Origin of the sequence: Pontibacter beigongshangensis (genome assembly GCF_014332515.1) — a bacterium.
GTDB lineage: Bacteria > Bacteroidota > Bacteroidia > Cytophagales > Hymenobacteraceae > Pontibacter > Pontibacter beigongshangensis.
Genome location: NZ_VFSD01000037.1, coordinates 1 through 13,766 on the forward strand (window position 1 = coordinate 1; position 13,766 = coordinate 13,766).

A 13,766-nucleotide genomic window follows, 5' to 3' on the forward strand; every position below is an offset into this window, starting at 1 on the left:
AAAAGGTCCTCTGGAGAAGATTAAGTGCTTAAATTTGTATGACCGCTTGTCAGATCCCAATTCCTGAAGCAATATTACTTTACGCATACTTATGACACAAAAAATTATATTATTGATTGCCAGCGCCTTTGGCGCGCTTACCGTAATGATCGGGGCTTTTGGAGCCCATGCCCTTGGCCCTATGCTGCAAGCAAGCGGCCGCACCGATACGTTTGAGACCGCCGTGAAATACCAGATGTACCATACCCTGGCCCTACTCGTTGTAGGGCTGCTGCTTTTCCGGGTTGAGTCGCCTGCGCTGCAGGTGGCGGCCTGGTGTTTTTTGCTGGGTATCCTGATCTTCTCCGGCTCGCTCTACACCCTCTGCCTCACCGGCATAACCTGGCTGGGCGCCATCACGCCTATTGGCGGCACGCTGTTAATCATTGGCTGGGGCGCCATGTTTTACGCTGTTGCCAAAGCCTTTTAGAGCAAGCCTGAATACGAGAGTTGCTGAAAAACAGAAAAGCCACCCTCACATATGAGGATGGCTTTTCTGTTTTTCAGGGGCTGCAGGAGCCGCTTAACCTTTCTTATTTATTGGCACTAGCCGTGGATTTTGCCTTGATATTAGTAACGATATACACATACTTGGCGCCGTCTGCGTTGTTGGAGTGTACGGTGATGGCTTTTTTCTGCTGGCCCATTTTACCGGCACTGTTGAATTTGGCCGTCACAAAACCGGTTTTACCTGGCATTACAGGCTCTTTGGTCCAGGAGGGCGTGGTGCAACCGCAGGTCACGTCTACGCGCTCTATTACCAGCGGCTGGTTGCCGGTGTTCTTGAACTTGAACACGTGCTCCACCACATCGCCCTGTGTAATGTCGCCGAAGTTGTATTCTGCCTCATCAAAAGTCAGTGCGGGGCCTTGCGTGGCGGGCGCCTGCTGTGTTTCTGCTTTCGGGGCCTCCTGGGCCACGGCGCCGCTAACAGTAAGCGCAGCGAACGCTAAAGAAAAGAGTATTTTTTTCATGAAAGAGAGTTTTGGGGTTTGCTTAAAGATGCCTCTGCTAATATACTTTATTTTGATAAGAACGATACAACTTTACCAATAAGTACCTGTCAGGTAACCAATAATTGCGGGTTAAAGTTCAGCAGGAAAAGCTCAGCTGAGGAGCGGGTAAGGGCGGTGTAGAGCCAGCGGGCAAATTCTTCGTTTATCATATCGTCTTTCAGGTAACCCTGGTCCACGAACACCGCACTCCACTGGCCCCCCTGTGCCTTGTGGCAGGTTAAGGCATAGGCAAATTTTACCTGCAGCGCGTTCAGGTACGGGTTCTTCTTGACCTCCTTGTTGCGCTCCCGCTTGTTGGTTATGTCCTGGTAATCTTTCAGCACCTCCTCGTAGAGCTTCTTGTTCTGGTCGGTCGGCAGCGCAGGCGCATCGCTGTGCAGCGTGTCGAGCATGATCTTTACTTCCAACTCCTCGGCGTCAGGGTAATCGACAAAGCGCAGGCGCACATCGGCAAACCGGAAGCCGTACATATCCTCGAAGTTGATGATCTTGGTAATCTCCACAAAGTCGCCGTTGGCCATAAAGCCGATGTCGGAGTCTTTGGGAAGCCAGAAATAGTTGTTGCGCACGATCATCAGGTAATCGCCCACGCCTATCTCGTCTTCCGACGAAAAAATCTGCCGCCTGATGTGCTGGTTGTAGAGGTTGGCCATTTTGTTGGAGCGGCAGATCACGATGGTGCTCTCTACCCCAAACTTGTCGTAGGCGTAGCGCAGGCCGTCTTCCAGCTTCTCGCCGGTCATGCGGTACATGTCGCGCCAGCCTTTGGTGCTGAGCTTTATCTCCAGCTTCTCGTTGCCCAGCTGGTTGCGCAGGTTGGTGGCGTTCATCAATATGCCCGATTCCTCGGCCTGTCGCATTACCTGGCGCAGCTCCAGCTCCTGCACGTGGCACCTGAATTTGTTTTTCAGATACGCCGCATCCAGCGAGGGGCTCATGGCCTGGTTCACGGGCGGCAGCTGGGCCGTGTCGCCGATGAGCAGCAGCTTGTTGTTCTTCTTTTCGAACACATAGCCCAGCAGGTCCTGCAGCAGGCCGTTCTCGCCAAAGCCGCTGTCGTCGGAGATCATGGAGGCCTCATCCACAATATAAAAGGTGCTCTCGACTTTGTTCGGCTGCCTCGAAAACGAAAGGCCCTCGGAGTACGGGTTGGCCGTTTGGCGGTAGATCTTTTTATGGATGGTGAAGGCCGGCTTGCTGCTGTACGACGACATAACCTTTGCCGCGCGACCTGTCGGGGCCAGCAGCACATACTTATAGCCGAATTTGTTCAGGATTTTTACCAGCGAGGTCACGACCGTGGTTTTGCCGGTACCGGCATAGCCTTTGAGCAAAAACACAGAGCGCTCCTCCTCTTTCTGCAGAATAAAGGCATCTAACTTGGCAAAAAGCCTGGCCTGGTCGTCGGTAGGCTCAAACGGGAAACTGGTTCTTAGTGCTTCTACGGGTCTCATCTACTCTTCTCTTCTGATAGCTTCTGGTGCGATGGTGGCCATGGTGGCGCTGGCTTTGGCAATGAGCAAGGGAGAATTCTCACCTTTCACCACAAATACCTCTGCCTCACAAAAATTGAGCCTGCTGCCCTGTTTCAGTACCCAGCCTTTGGCCAGCAGCTTTTCTCCTACGCCCGGGTTCAGGTACGATACTTTTAGCTCCACCGTCACCACATGGTGCTCCTTTGGCACCAACGTTACGGCAGAGAGGCCAGCCACAATATCGCAGAGGGTGGCGATTAAGCCGCCATGTGCAAATCCCATGTGCTGACGGTGCCCCGGCCCCAATAGCAGCTCTCCTTCCAGGCGGCCTTCCGCGATCAGGGTCACCTCAAAGCCCAGGTACTTCATGAACTCCTGCTGCTCCAGCTTTTGCTGTATCGTTTGTTTATAGTTGGGGTTCTGTGTTCTGATCATGTTACAAAGCTACTAAGTATTGCAATAGCAGGCTTAAAATTAACCTGTTTCCGGATTATGAGTAATATAAGGATACACCTGGTTGCACAACCCACAGATTACAGCCATATTGACTATTAACCAATCTAACACCCCCTATGGAAACATTAAATCCCAACGCCACCCTTTACGCCGACAAGCTCCGTGTGCGGGTTTGCGGCATTTGTATACAAGAGAACAAGCTGCTGCTGGTCCGGCACCAGTCCACGGTGCAGAACAAAGCATTCTGGTCGCCGCCGGGTGGTGGCCTCTCTTATGGCGAAACCGTGGAGCAGTGCCTGGTACGCGAGTTCGAGGAGGAAACGGGGCTGCAGGTGCAGGTAAAGCGCTTCCTTTTTGTAAACGAGTTTCTGCAGGAGCCGCTGCATGCGCTGGAGCTTTTCTTTGAAGTGACCATGGTTGGTGGTGAACTCATAAAAGGCACTGATCCGGAGTCGGCCATAGAACAGCAGCTGATAGAGGAGGTAACGTTTCTGAACCGCGAGGAAATTAACGACATCCCGGTCCAGGACAAGCACCGCATCCTGCGGTACCTCTTCTCGCTCGATGACCTGCTGGGCCTGCCACATTATTTTCTGCTTTCCAGATAAATCACAAATTTAGGTATTCAGGCAAAAGCCTCTTACATAAAGCATACAAGACCAATTCAGAGCAGCTTGAAAAATTCAGTCAACTTGATTTCCATAGTCCAAAATTAATTTCACTTTCATAAAAAACCAATGTATTTAGCAAAAGGCTAATTTACTTAGCAATTCAGTTGCTTTTATACTACCGCATTTTTAATTTTAGCGTATGATAAAGGCAGAAGAATTCCTGAAAGGCCGTGGAGCGCAGTACAACCCAACCAACCCCTACCTGAAGCAGGAGTATGTGGCGGAGCATGTAGAGGGACTGGACGAGCCGATGCTCTTCAACACCAAAACAGAATTCTTTGTAGAGCACCCGAAAAAAGTGGTGAACAAAGTCGACAGCCCGGACCTGGGCTTGTCTTATTCGCTTAATCCGTACCAAGGCTGCGAGCATGGCTGCATTTACTGCTATGCCCGCAACACGCACCAGTACTGGGGCTACGGGGCCGGCCTGGACTTTGAACGGAAGATTATTGTAAAGGAAAATGCCCCGGAGGTGCTGGCAGCACAGCTCGAAAACCCCAATTACCAGGTAATGCCGCTCATGCTCGCCGGCAACACCGACTGCTACCAACCCATTGAAGCGAAAAAGCAGCTGACTCGCCGTATCCTGGAAGTGCTTCTGCAGTACCGGCACCCCGTTAGTGTGATCACCAAAAACAGCCTGATTCTCCGCGACCTGGACCTGCTGCAGGAACTCAACAAGCTCGACCTGCTCCACGTGAACATCAGCATTACGACCCTCGACGAGAAGCTGCGCCAGAAACTGGAGCCACGCACAGCGGCGGCAGCCAGGCGACTGCAGGTGATAAAGACGCTGGCAGAGGCTGGCATTCCCGTAAACGTAATGGTAGCGCCCATCATACCCGGCCTGAACGACCACGAAATACCCGACATCATAAAACGATCGGCAGAGGCTGGTGCCAGCCATGCGGCCTACACCCTCGTGCGGCTCAACGGCAGCATTGGCCCGATCTTCGAAGACTGGATCCGACAGGCCTTTCCTGACCGTGCCGACAAAGTGCTGAACCAGATCGCGGATTGCCATGGCGGCAAACTCAGCGACAGCCGGTTTGGGGTGCGCATGCGCGGCGAAGGGAAGTTTGCAGAAGCCATTGCCAGGCTTTTCCGGCTGAGCCGCCAGAAATACATGGCCGGCCGCTCCATGAAACCCTACAACTACAGCAACTTCTGCCGGAAAGCCGGCATGCAGCTGGGGCTATTTTAATATGCGAAGAGCTTAATTGAGAGGATTAGAAGCGCAAAGGGTAAATTTTAAACAGCTGCTTAACTCCTCATCCTGAAGAAGTCCCGAGTCTTGCGTCCGAAAAATGCCTCCGGAAGGGCATTTTCATTCAAATAATTTAACTTCGACAGCCAAGGCGGCGAAAGAAACCGTTCTGCTATTTTGCTCAACAGGCAGACTAAAAACCTGGGGAATATGTGGGATTTTCTGCAACATCGCCAATAAATTGCAGTAGATTGCAAAAGCGGCCACTGGCAGCCATCACTTATACATTTTCATTTTTCTGATGGAAGAAGGTCAAGAAATAACAGTAAACAGCTGGGCAGAGGTGCAGGCTGCCCTTTTCGACCATACCTGGAACGACAGCATTAACCGGTTCCGGTCCAACTATGTGTACAGAGGCTCCTGGAGCAAGAACATCGGGCTCTCTACCAGCATCTCCCGGATAGGTCACCAATATGATGTGCTGGAGCCGCACCTGCTCCGCAATTTCAGGAAGTACGCCCACAGCAATGCTTCGCCGGGCGACTCTGTCTGGAACTGGCTGGCAGTGGCCCAGCACCATGGCCTGCCTACCCGCCTCCTCGACTGGACTTATTCTCCCCTGGTGGCCTTGCATTTTGTTACGCAGGACCTTTCTAAATACGAGGAAGATGGCGTGGTGTGGTGCGTGAACTACGTAAAGTCCAGAGATTACCTGCCTATGCCGCTGAAAAAAGCCCTGGATAGTGAGGGCTCTAACGTGTTTACCCCCGAGGTGCTGGAGCCTGTTTGCCCTTCGTTGCGTGAGCTGGCCAATTTCCAGAAAGATGAGTTTGTGCTTTTTCTGGAGCCTCCCTCGCTCGACGCGCGCATTGTGCACCAATATGCACTTTTCTCGCTCATGTCGGAAGTTACGGCAGAGATGAGGGCCTGGCTGCAGCAGCATCAGGAGCTGTACTTCCGTGTTATTATCCCGGCGGGCCTTAAGTGGGAAATCCGCGACAAGCTCGACCAGGCCAATATTACGGAGCGTGTGCTGATGCCCGGGCTCTCGGGGCTGAGCGAATGGCTGAAGCGCCACTATACCCATTAGTGCTTCGCCAAATTAAAAATTGGAAATTAGAAATTTATGGCAGTCGGGCTCTCTGGCAGCTTTACAAGCCCTGAACCTTTCTGAAAATCAAACTGACTGGAGGAGTACCAGGCCAGAAGCTGCTTTAAATTCCCAAACAAAACTATTTAACTAATTACATATTATACACTCCAATTATTTGAATCAAAACACCCCTCCCGACCATTCTGCTGCTGCTGCTCCCAAAGCTGCTCCAAAAGACCTTTTGAGTACTCTTTCCGCTGAGGTGCTTATATCCGGGCCCACACGCGTTCTGACTGCTCAGAAAAAGAGAGGCTTATGCGCCTTGCCCTCCTGGCTGAGGCATTTACCTGTTAACTTCAACTGATTGCGAAACAAGTTCAGGTTTATTGCTTTGCCAGATAAATTCTGGCTAATTTTGTAATACCCGCCTCCCGGCAAGCAGTTTAACTATTTTAAAAGCAGACAGTAACACCCGCTTATGAAACCACTTCAAAAAACGCCGTTTCAATTCATGTTTTCAATACTGAACTGTTTGTGGGTGTTCACTATCAAATCTGTGCCGCCTGCCTTAAAGGCCATTTTTGGAGGCGTCTGCCTGCTGCTTGCCAGCGCCTGTTCCTCACCAGACCAGAAAGAAGAGCCGCAGGACCCGATGATCATTTCTTCGGCCACAACAGCCGACACCACAGTCGCAGCCCCTGGCCCCACACCAGAAAAAGCTCCTCCTGCAGCCGACACGCTCTGGACCTACCCCGGCCCCAGGCCACTGGCAGGGGCCGTGCTGCCTGGGCAGCGCATCATTGCCTATTATGGCAACCCTTTGTCTAAAAGAATGGGAATTCTGGGGGAGCTGCCACCGGCTGAAATGCTGGCACGGCTAGACCAGGAAGTTGCCAACTGGGAAAAAGCAGACTCGCTTACGCCCGTTAAGCCTGCCCTGCATGTGATTGTGGTTACAGCCCAGGGTCAGCCCGGCCGGGGCAGCAAATACCGCCTACGCATGACCGACAAGATGATAGACGATGTGCTGGAGATGGCGAAGCAGCGCGACGCACTTGTTTTTCTGGATGTGCAGATTGGGCAAAGCACGCTCCAGGAAGAACTGCCCAGGCTCACCCCCTACCTGAAGCTGCCCCACGTGCACCTGGGCATAGATGCCGAATTTGCCATGAAAGCGGGTGGCGTGCCCGGCAAGCGCATCGGCCAGTTCGATGCCGAAGACATAAACTACGCCACAGGTATGCTCGCGCAGCTGGTAGCGGAGCACCAGATTCCGCCAAAGCTCCTGATTGTGCACCGCTTCACGCAGGGCATGATCAGAAACCATCAGAACATTAACCTGGATGAGCGGGTGCAAATCGTGATGCACATGGACGGCTGGGGACCTCCTGCCCTTAAAAAAGACACTTATCGCCGGTATATCCAGAAGGAGCCGGTGCAGTTTACCGGTTTTAAGATCTTTTACAAGAATGATCTACGCAACGGCTCCCGCCTCATGACACCCGCAGAAATACTTAAACTGGAGCCGAAGCCCCTGTACATTCAGTACCAGTAGCAGGGTGTTGCCACCTCCGGATAAACAGGATGTAACAGCCCAACACTTATAAGCCACTTTTATGTATTTAAAAAGGATAACCCTGCCGGGTAGCGAGGCAATTATTTAAATCAAAAAGCCCCTCCGGAAGCAATTTGGGCTGCTGATGCTTTTAGGTCTACCCATCGCGAGCGCTGCTGCCTTCAAGTCTATGGCCTGGCTGCGAACGGTTTATATAAAAAAAGGCGCTACCGGAGAGCACTTTCGTGGTGGGCGGGCAGGAGAATCTGTTTTAGAATGTCACTATATTTCCTGAACTTACAGATAGACAGGAGCCTGGGAAAAACAATAAAAATTTTGCCTCCAAAATGAGTAGAAAGGCTCGGAATTTGCGTTATCATTTAAAAGCAGGCCATTGTAACATGATATTCACATAAAAAATGGCCTTGTGCGCCACAAGTACCCTTTAACTTTTTGCCCCATGATGTCAAAGCTAAAACCGCAGAATCTCGCCCGATTTTTAGTGCGCTTTATTCAGATTATCGTCGTCTTCCCGATGGCCGTTCTGATCAGCTTTTACATTCCTCCTGTCAGCTTCATCGATTATGAGACGAACTTTCTGCTTTGCGTTGTGATAGCAGCTATTCTCTCTGTTGTCATCACGGCCATTAGCCGGAAACTGATTGTGGCTACTTTTTTTGGATTTATCGGCTTTATCTTCTTCAGCAGTACGTTTACCAGCTACTCCGTCGATAACCTCTACTCCGACTATAACGCCATGCTGGTGAACATGACCAGCAGCACCAACAAGGTATCTTACTTTAAGCCAGTACGTGGCACTTACTTTCAGGAGCGCAGGGTAAAAAGCGCTATGCAGCCCACACACCCTGCCGTGCGCTCCTTTGCCGTGGAAAACTCGACCCGCTATTTCCACGACGAGTACTACCGCAAGCATGGCAAGGTGGTGCGTTATTTCTCTTTGTTTAAGCACATCCGCCTGAACTGGAAATACGTGAACGACCCTGTCGGCCTCGACTATTATTCCCCTCCTACCGAGAGCATCAGCCTGCTGGCCGGCGACTGCGACGATTATGCCATCCTGATGGCTTCCGCGATCATGGCTGTCGGAGGCGAGGCCAGGGTGGTGATCAGCAGCAGCCATATGTACACCGAGGTGAAGGTGGGCAAGGTAGAGGATCTTGACAATATCGGCTATGTGGTCCGGACCCTGTTCCCCGACGAGGTGAACGGCGGCAAGATCCACTTCCACGAAACCAACGGCGAGCTCTGGATCAATTTCGATTACACGGCGCACTATCCGGGCGGTCCGTTCCTGGAGCCGGAACTCTATAGCGTGATCTCTTTTAACAGGTAATATTTTTCCTTTCAGAGAAAGCATCACCGCATCCGGGGCAAAAGAGGCAGCACACTTTAAAGTCCCGGGTGCTGCGTTTAGATGCCTGCCCGGGCAAGCCACCACGCAAGCCCCCAGGTGCCGCCGCAGCAATTACCACCTCAACAGACGTACAAGTGTAGCAGCCTGCTTGATTTGTGGCTCCTAATTGTTTATACTTATCCCAAAATAAAACGCACCTATGCCCAAGATCCTGATTATTGATGATGAGCGGGCCATCCGCAGTACCCTTAAAGAAATTCTGGAGTTTGAGAACTACACCGTCGACGAAGCCGAAGACGGACAGAGAGGGCTGCAGTTCATCAGCAAAACGAAATACGACGTAGTGCTCTGCGACATTAAGATGCCCGGCATGGACGGCATTGAGGTGCTGGAGAAAGCCATGGAGCAGAGCCCCGACACGCCCTTCATCATGATATCGGCACACGGCACCATAGACACAGCCGTAGATGCCACCAAGAAAGGAGCCTACGATTTTCTGCAGAAGCCACCCGACCTGAACCGCCTGCTCATAACCGTGCGCAACGCCCTCGACAAGGCAAGCCTGGTTACGGAGACAAAGGTGCTCAAAAAGAAAATATCCAAGGCCTATGAGATGGTGGGCAACTCCCCTGCCCTTGGCCGCGTGAAACAGGCGATCGAAAAGGTGGCTCCTACCGACGCGCGCGTGCTCATTACTGGCCCCAACGGCTCCGGCAAGGAACTGGTGGCCCGAGCCATACACGAGCAGAGCAACCGCTCCTCCGGCCCACTCATAGAAGTTAACTGCGCCGCCATACCCAGCGAGCTGATCGAGAGCGAGCTCTTTGGCCACGAGAAAGGCTCTTTTACCTCTGCCGTAAAACAACGCATCGGCAAGTTTGAGCAGGCCAACGGCGGCACTTTGTTCCTGGACGAGGTAGGCGACATGAGCCTTTCGGCGCAGGCCAAAGTGCTGCGCGCCCTACAGGAACACCGCATTACCCGTGTAGGCGGCGACAAAGACATTCAGGTGGATGTGCGGGTGCTGGCCGCTACGAACAAGAACCTGCTCGAAGAGATTGAGGCAAGGAACTTCCGCGAAGACTTGTACCACCGCCTGGGCGTGATCCTGATACACGTGCCGCCTCTGAACGAGCGCCGCGAAGATATCCCGGACCTTGTGCAGAAGTTCCTCAACGACATCGCCAACGACTACGGCAGCAAGCCTAAAACCATCAGCCCCGAGGCAATGGAGTACCTGCAGCAGCTCGACTGGCGCGGCAATGTGCGCGAGCTACGAAATGTGGTAGAACGGCTGATTATTATGAGCGGCTCCGAAATAACAGCCGACGATGCCAGAGCCTATGCCAAACCAATTGTTTCTTAACTAAAGTACCAAAGCAAGAGGCTGTCCGGAACATACCGGGCAGCCTCTTGCTTTGGTAAACATGGGCAGTCATCAATAAAAGGTTTTATATAGAACAGTAGCAGCTCCAAAAGCAACCGACTTATGAAAATAAAATTGACCAGCGTTATGGTAACCGACCAGCACAAGGCGCTTCAGTTCTACACAGAGGTCCTGGGCTTTGTTAAAAAATCAGACATTGCCATGGGAGAAGCCCGCTGGCTGACCGTGGTACCGGCAGAGGGGCCGGAAGATATTGAACTGCTGCTGGAGCCGATGGGCTTCGCACCTTCCCGTACGTATCAGAAAGCCCTGTTTGAGGCAGGAATACCTGCCACCGCCTTTGCTGTGGATGATATTGAGGCAGAGTACGAGCGCATGAAAAAGCTGGGCGTAAACTTTAAATCAGAGCCCACCCTCTCCGGAACAATAGCCATGGCCGTGTTTGAGGATACCTGCGGCAATTGGATAGAGCTTTACCAGGTCTGAATGATTACCAGAAAGGAAACTCCATAATTCCCCCACAATAAAATTAAAGCTTACCTGACGGGCCACAGGTGCAGCAACAGAAGCAAGTGCCTCTGGAGTGGCTTTTTAATTAGAATAATTGGCTCCATTGCCCTCAGGGTATCGGAGCAATATCAACCTGCCAGGAAACCTTTACGCAGTACTACGCAGCAGCCTTCTTCGCTAAACAGCAATTTTTATACTTTTCTCCGCTCCCGCAGGGGCAGGATTCATTGCGGCCAAGCCGTTTGCCATAAGGGTTCAGGAGCTCCCTGAAATTGATCCGGAACCGGCGTTTGGGGTTTTGGTGAAAAACCTTTGTGAGCAGTTCGTATAAGCGCGGGTGCTTCTCTGCCAGCTGGTCCGGCTTCTCGAAGAAGTACTCTGTCACCACGGCAAAGAACTCGGCCTCGCTGGTGGCGCCGTAGGAGTCGATGTCTGATTTGCCGGCTTTGATGCTTTTGATCTTGCGATACATCAGCTCCTGCCAGGGCTTGAGCAACTCCTCGGGCATGTACGCTTTAGGCACGCCGTCTATCTCGCCATCGGCCTGATCCAACATATGGGCAAACTCGTGGATGCCTACATTTTTCCGGTCGGCCATGTCGTTGAAGCCCTGCTCCAGGGCCGGCTTCGACAAGGTAACGTAGTGATCGTTCTGGAAAGGGTTTACCCGGCCCAGCACCTCCGATACGGCCTCACTCTTCTCATCCTTGAACCGGTGTATGCTCCCCGGAAACACGATCACCTCGCCCAGGTTCTGGTACTCCCAGTCTCTGAAGCCAAAGATCGGGATGATGGCACTGGAAGCCACCAACACTCGGGTAGTATCGTCTATTTCGGTCTGGATGCCGGTGATGCGCTTTTCGGAGAGGAACAGCTGCAGCATTTTCTCGAAGCGGGGCTTGTCTTCCTCTTTCAGGGTATGGTAAAAGCCCACCCTGTCCTGCAGCACCTTGCGCCACTCCACCGGAAATTCGGAGGCCAGCACCATTTTGCGCTGCCTGCTTTTGCGCGTAGCCCACCTGTAAAACAGCAGGCAAAGCCCCGCCGTGAATAAAATGAAAACGATATAACCCATGGCAACCTTAAACGGACAAGCAGCAGGAAAGATGTTTGGGCTGCGCTAAATTAAAAATTAGAAATTAAAAATCTTGACGGTTCAAGTGACCTATCCGGAGATGGCTAGAAATTTAAATTATTCTAATCAAATTGGACCTCCAGAGGCTTCTGTCACTGCTGCTGCTTCACTTTTGCCTGATCCGGCAAAACAATTAACCCACCAGCAAATTACAACCCCTGATATCAGAATTGTCGAAGCGACCGAGCACCTCGAAAGAGCCGTCGGGGTGGAGGCGGCCAATGTCTTTGGTCTCTATAAAGGCGCAGGAGTCTGCGTTTGCCAGATCTATTACGTTAATGCCGCCAGAGCGACTGCCGGTGCTGATGTGGAAAGGGTCGTTTAAATCGCGCAGAAGTATCCGCATCGAAAAGCCTGGCCTGAACAGCCCGTCGCCCATTGAATAGCCCTGCGACAGGAGCTCCGTCATGCCATATTCTGAGTGGATTTCCGAAACACCAAAGCCCTTCTTTAGCCGCTCGTGCAGTTCTTCCCGTATCATTTCCCTGTGCCTGCCTTTCATGCCTCCTGTCTCCATCACGGTAACACCCGAAAAATCTTCCTGGCCCTTGAGTTTAGCCGCCAGGTCGAGCAGGGCATAAGACACCCCGATCAGCAGCACTTTCTTTTGCTTGAAACGGGCCTGCCGCAAGGTTTGCAGCAGGAGCTTGTGGTTGTGCAGAAAAAAGCCCTCCTCCTCCTGCCCGGTTTGCTTAATAAAGTAATCGACCATGGCCACCAGCGACGAACCACCCTGCTCCAGGTAAGACGGCAGCAAAGCCAGCACAATATAATCCTGCAAAGGACCATAGAACTTTTCAAAAATCAGCCTGGAGGTTTGCTCGTACCAGGCCAGGTGCGCGACCTCGTGTTGGCTCCGGGTGCTTTGGGTGGTGCCGCTGCTGTAAAACACGGCTTCCGGCTCAAAACTTCCCGTCACGACACGGTGCGTCTTAAAAAACTCGATGGGTAGAAAAGGAATCTTCTCGAGCTCCTTAACCTGCTCTGGCTCAACGCGCAAATACTGCAGGTACTCTTTGTAAACCAGGTTGTGCCGGGCCTGGAACCGGAACAAGGCAAGGGCCGCCTCCTCAAAATTAAGGGTTTGGGGCTGATGCAGTTGCAGGATATGTTCGGCTTTAAAATCCATCCAAATATTTATAACAAATGCGCTACCTAATCGTTTGATTTAGTAAATTTAGCTTCATTTTCTGACATCCTCATGAAATACCTGTTCAAGTATAGCACCATGCTCGTGTTGCTGCTCGTGCTTTTCAGCGCCTGCCGTAAGGAGCCTGTTTATGACGTGGTTCCGCACATCGAGTTCAAGCGTGTTGAAAAGTTCACTTTTGAGGAGAACCGACTGAAGCGGGACGAGATCAGTATCGTGATCGGTTTTCAGGATGGAGATGGCAATCTGGGCTTGTCGCGTACAGCGGATATAGACAAACAACCTCCCTTTGATTTCGGGTCGCCGTATTACAACAACTTCATGACAAAGCTCTACATACGCCGGTTGCAGCCAAACGGCGAATTCAGGTTTGAAGAATATATTTTCCCGGTGCAGGGATTCGATTTTAGCGGCCGCTTCCCGAGGCTCTCGACCGACGACAGAACAGAGCCGCTGGAAGGTGAAATAAAGTACACGTTAAACATCACCTCCGACCTCTTCAATGTAGGCGACGTCATTAAATTCGATGTTTTTATCTACGACAGAACCCTGCCTGTGCCCCACAGAAGCAACACTGTTACCACCAGCGAAATTACCCTGTTTCAGTAGGGTTTGATTCTTGAATTGTTGGTACGGGAACGAATCGAAGGTTGAATACGGTTACCACTCATAAAATTAATAAGTCTGGCATCTGGTA

The 13,766-nt window shown here is 51.8% G+C and carries 14 protein-coding genes; 9 read left to right on the plus strand and 5 right to left on the minus strand.

What is annotated here, in order from left to right; translation table 11 throughout:
• Window positions 1-91 precede the first annotated feature (91 nt).
• A complete protein-coding gene (locus FJM74_RS21410; RefSeq protein ID WP_187264694.1) occupies window positions 92-469 on the plus strand; it encodes a DUF423 domain-containing protein in 378 nt (125 codons plus the stop codon).
• 103 nt (window positions 470-572) lie between these two features.
• Here the strand turns inward: FJM74_RS21410 and FJM74_RS21415 are convergent, their stop codons facing one another.
• The 3 genes from FJM74_RS21415 to FJM74_RS21425 form a co-directional block, all read right to left on the minus strand.
• Window positions 573-1,013, minus strand: a complete 441-nt coding sequence (locus FJM74_RS21415; protein WP_187264695.1) for a DUF1573 domain-containing protein — start codon at window positions 1,011-1,013, stop codon at window positions 573-575.
• Window positions 1,014-1,102: 89 nt separating this feature from the next.
• Window positions 1,103-2,509: an ATP-dependent DNA helicase gene (locus FJM74_RS21420; protein WP_187264696.1), complete on the minus strand. Its 1,407-nt coding sequence runs from the start codon at window positions 2,507-2,509 to the stop codon at window positions 1,103-1,105.
• Window positions 2,510-2,965: a PaaI family thioesterase gene (locus FJM74_RS21425; RefSeq protein ID WP_187264697.1), complete on the minus strand. Its 456-nt coding sequence runs from the start codon at window positions 2,963-2,965 to the stop codon at window positions 2,510-2,512. It abuts the gene before it with no gap.
• A gap of 137 nt (window positions 2,966-3,102) precedes the next feature.
• Here FJM74_RS21425 and FJM74_RS21430 point away from each other — a divergent pair, with 137 nt between their 5' ends.
• From FJM74_RS21430 to FJM74_RS21460, 7 genes are all read left to right on the plus strand, one after another.
• On the plus strand, window positions 3,103-3,594 hold the full coding sequence (locus FJM74_RS21430) for an NUDIX domain-containing protein (RefSeq protein WP_187264698.1): 492 nt from the start codon (window positions 3,103-3,105) through the stop codon (window positions 3,592-3,594).
• A 202-nt stretch (window positions 3,595-3,796) separates the two neighbouring features.
• Window positions 3,797-4,861 (plus strand): PA0069 family radical SAM protein, encoded by a 1,065-nt coding sequence (locus FJM74_RS21435; RefSeq protein ID WP_187264699.1) that lies wholly within the window; start codon window positions 3,797-3,799, stop codon window positions 4,859-4,861.
• A gap of 304 nt (window positions 4,862-5,165) precedes the next feature.
• Entirely contained in the window at window positions 5,166-5,954 is a 789-nt protein-coding gene (locus FJM74_RS21440; protein WP_187264700.1) for an FRG domain-containing protein, read from the plus strand.
• A gap of 514 nt (window positions 5,955-6,468) precedes the next feature.
• Window positions 6,469-7,512, plus strand: a complete 1,044-nt coding sequence (locus tag FJM74_RS21445; RefSeq protein WP_241739288.1) for a hypothetical protein — start codon at window positions 6,469-6,471, stop codon at window positions 7,510-7,512.
• A gap of 460 nt (window positions 7,513-7,972) precedes the next feature.
• Window positions 7,973-8,866, plus strand: a complete 894-nt coding sequence (locus FJM74_RS21450; protein ID WP_187264701.1) for a transglutaminase domain-containing protein — start codon at window positions 7,973-7,975, stop codon at window positions 8,864-8,866.
• Between the two features lie 220 nt (window positions 8,867-9,086).
• Entirely contained in the window at window positions 9,087-10,253 is a 1,167-nt protein-coding gene (locus FJM74_RS21455; protein WP_187264702.1) for a sigma-54-dependent transcriptional regulator, read from the plus strand.
• Between the two features lie 123 nt (window positions 10,254-10,376).
• Window positions 10,377-10,760 (plus strand): VOC family protein, encoded by a 384-nt coding sequence (locus FJM74_RS21460; protein ID WP_187264703.1) that lies wholly within the window; start codon window positions 10,377-10,379, stop codon window positions 10,758-10,760.
• A gap of 181 nt (window positions 10,761-10,941) precedes the next feature.
• Here FJM74_RS21460 and FJM74_RS21465 read toward each other — a convergent pair whose 3' ends face one another.
• A complete protein-coding gene (locus tag FJM74_RS21465) occupies window positions 10,942-11,859 on the minus strand; it encodes a zinc-dependent peptidase (protein ID WP_187264704.1) in 918 nt (305 codons plus the stop codon).
• A gap of 193 nt (window positions 11,860-12,052) precedes the next feature.
• Entirely contained in the window at window positions 12,053-13,048 is a 996-nt protein-coding gene (locus tag FJM74_RS21470) for an acyl-CoA synthetase family protein (protein WP_187264705.1), read from the minus strand.
• 72 nt (window positions 13,049-13,120) lie between these two features.
• Between FJM74_RS21470 and FJM74_RS21475 the strand changes: the two genes are divergently transcribed.
• Window positions 13,121-13,678, plus strand: a complete 558-nt coding sequence (locus tag FJM74_RS21475; protein WP_187264706.1) for a hypothetical protein — start codon at window positions 13,121-13,123, stop codon at window positions 13,676-13,678.
• Window positions 13,679-13,766: the final 88 nt, after the last annotated feature.

Excerpts from the sequence above, each read along its gene's own strand:
- FJM74_RS21410 (WP_187264694.1), top strand. The coding sequence starts at position 92 with ATGACACAAAAAATTATATTATTGATTGCCAGCGCCTTTGGCGCGCTT.
- FJM74_RS21415 (WP_187264695.1), bottom strand. The coding sequence starts at position 1,013 with ATGAAAAAAATACTCTTTTCTTTAGCGTTCGCTGCGCTTACTGTTAGC.
- FJM74_RS21420 (WP_187264696.1), bottom strand. The coding sequence starts at position 2,509 with ATGAGACCCGTAGAAGCACTAAGAACCAGTTTCCCGTTTGAGCCTACC.
- FJM74_RS21425 (WP_187264697.1), bottom strand. The coding sequence starts at position 2,965 with ATGATCAGAACACAGAACCCCAACTATAAACAAACGATACAGCAAAAG.
- FJM74_RS21430 (WP_187264698.1), top strand. The coding sequence starts at position 3,103 with ATGGAAACATTAAATCCCAACGCCACCCTTTACGCCGACAAGCTCCGT.
- FJM74_RS21435 (WP_187264699.1), top strand. The coding sequence starts at position 3,797 with ATGATAAAGGCAGAAGAATTCCTGAAAGGCCGTGGAGCGCAGTACAAC.
- FJM74_RS21440 (WP_187264700.1), top strand. The coding sequence starts at position 5,166 with ATGGAAGAAGGTCAAGAAATAACAGTAAACAGCTGGGCAGAGGTGCAG.
- FJM74_RS21445 (WP_241739288.1), top strand. The coding sequence starts at position 6,469 with ATGTTTTCAATACTGAACTGTTTGTGGGTGTTCACTATCAAATCTGTG.
- FJM74_RS21450 (WP_187264701.1), top strand. The coding sequence starts at position 7,973 with ATGATGTCAAAGCTAAAACCGCAGAATCTCGCCCGATTTTTAGTGCGC.
- FJM74_RS21455 (WP_187264702.1), top strand. The coding sequence starts at position 9,087 with ATGCCCAAGATCCTGATTATTGATGATGAGCGGGCCATCCGCAGTACC.
- FJM74_RS21460 (WP_187264703.1), top strand. The coding sequence starts at position 10,377 with ATGAAAATAAAATTGACCAGCGTTATGGTAACCGACCAGCACAAGGCG.
- FJM74_RS21465 (WP_187264704.1), bottom strand. The coding sequence starts at position 11,859 with ATGGGTTATATCGTTTTCATTTTATTCACGGCGGGGCTTTGCCTGCTG.
- FJM74_RS21470 (WP_187264705.1), bottom strand. The coding sequence starts at position 13,048 with ATGGATTTTAAAGCCGAACATATCCTGCAACTGCATCAGCCCCAAACC.
- FJM74_RS21475 (WP_187264706.1), top strand. The coding sequence starts at position 13,121 with ATGAAATACCTGTTCAAGTATAGCACCATGCTCGTGTTGCTGCTCGTG.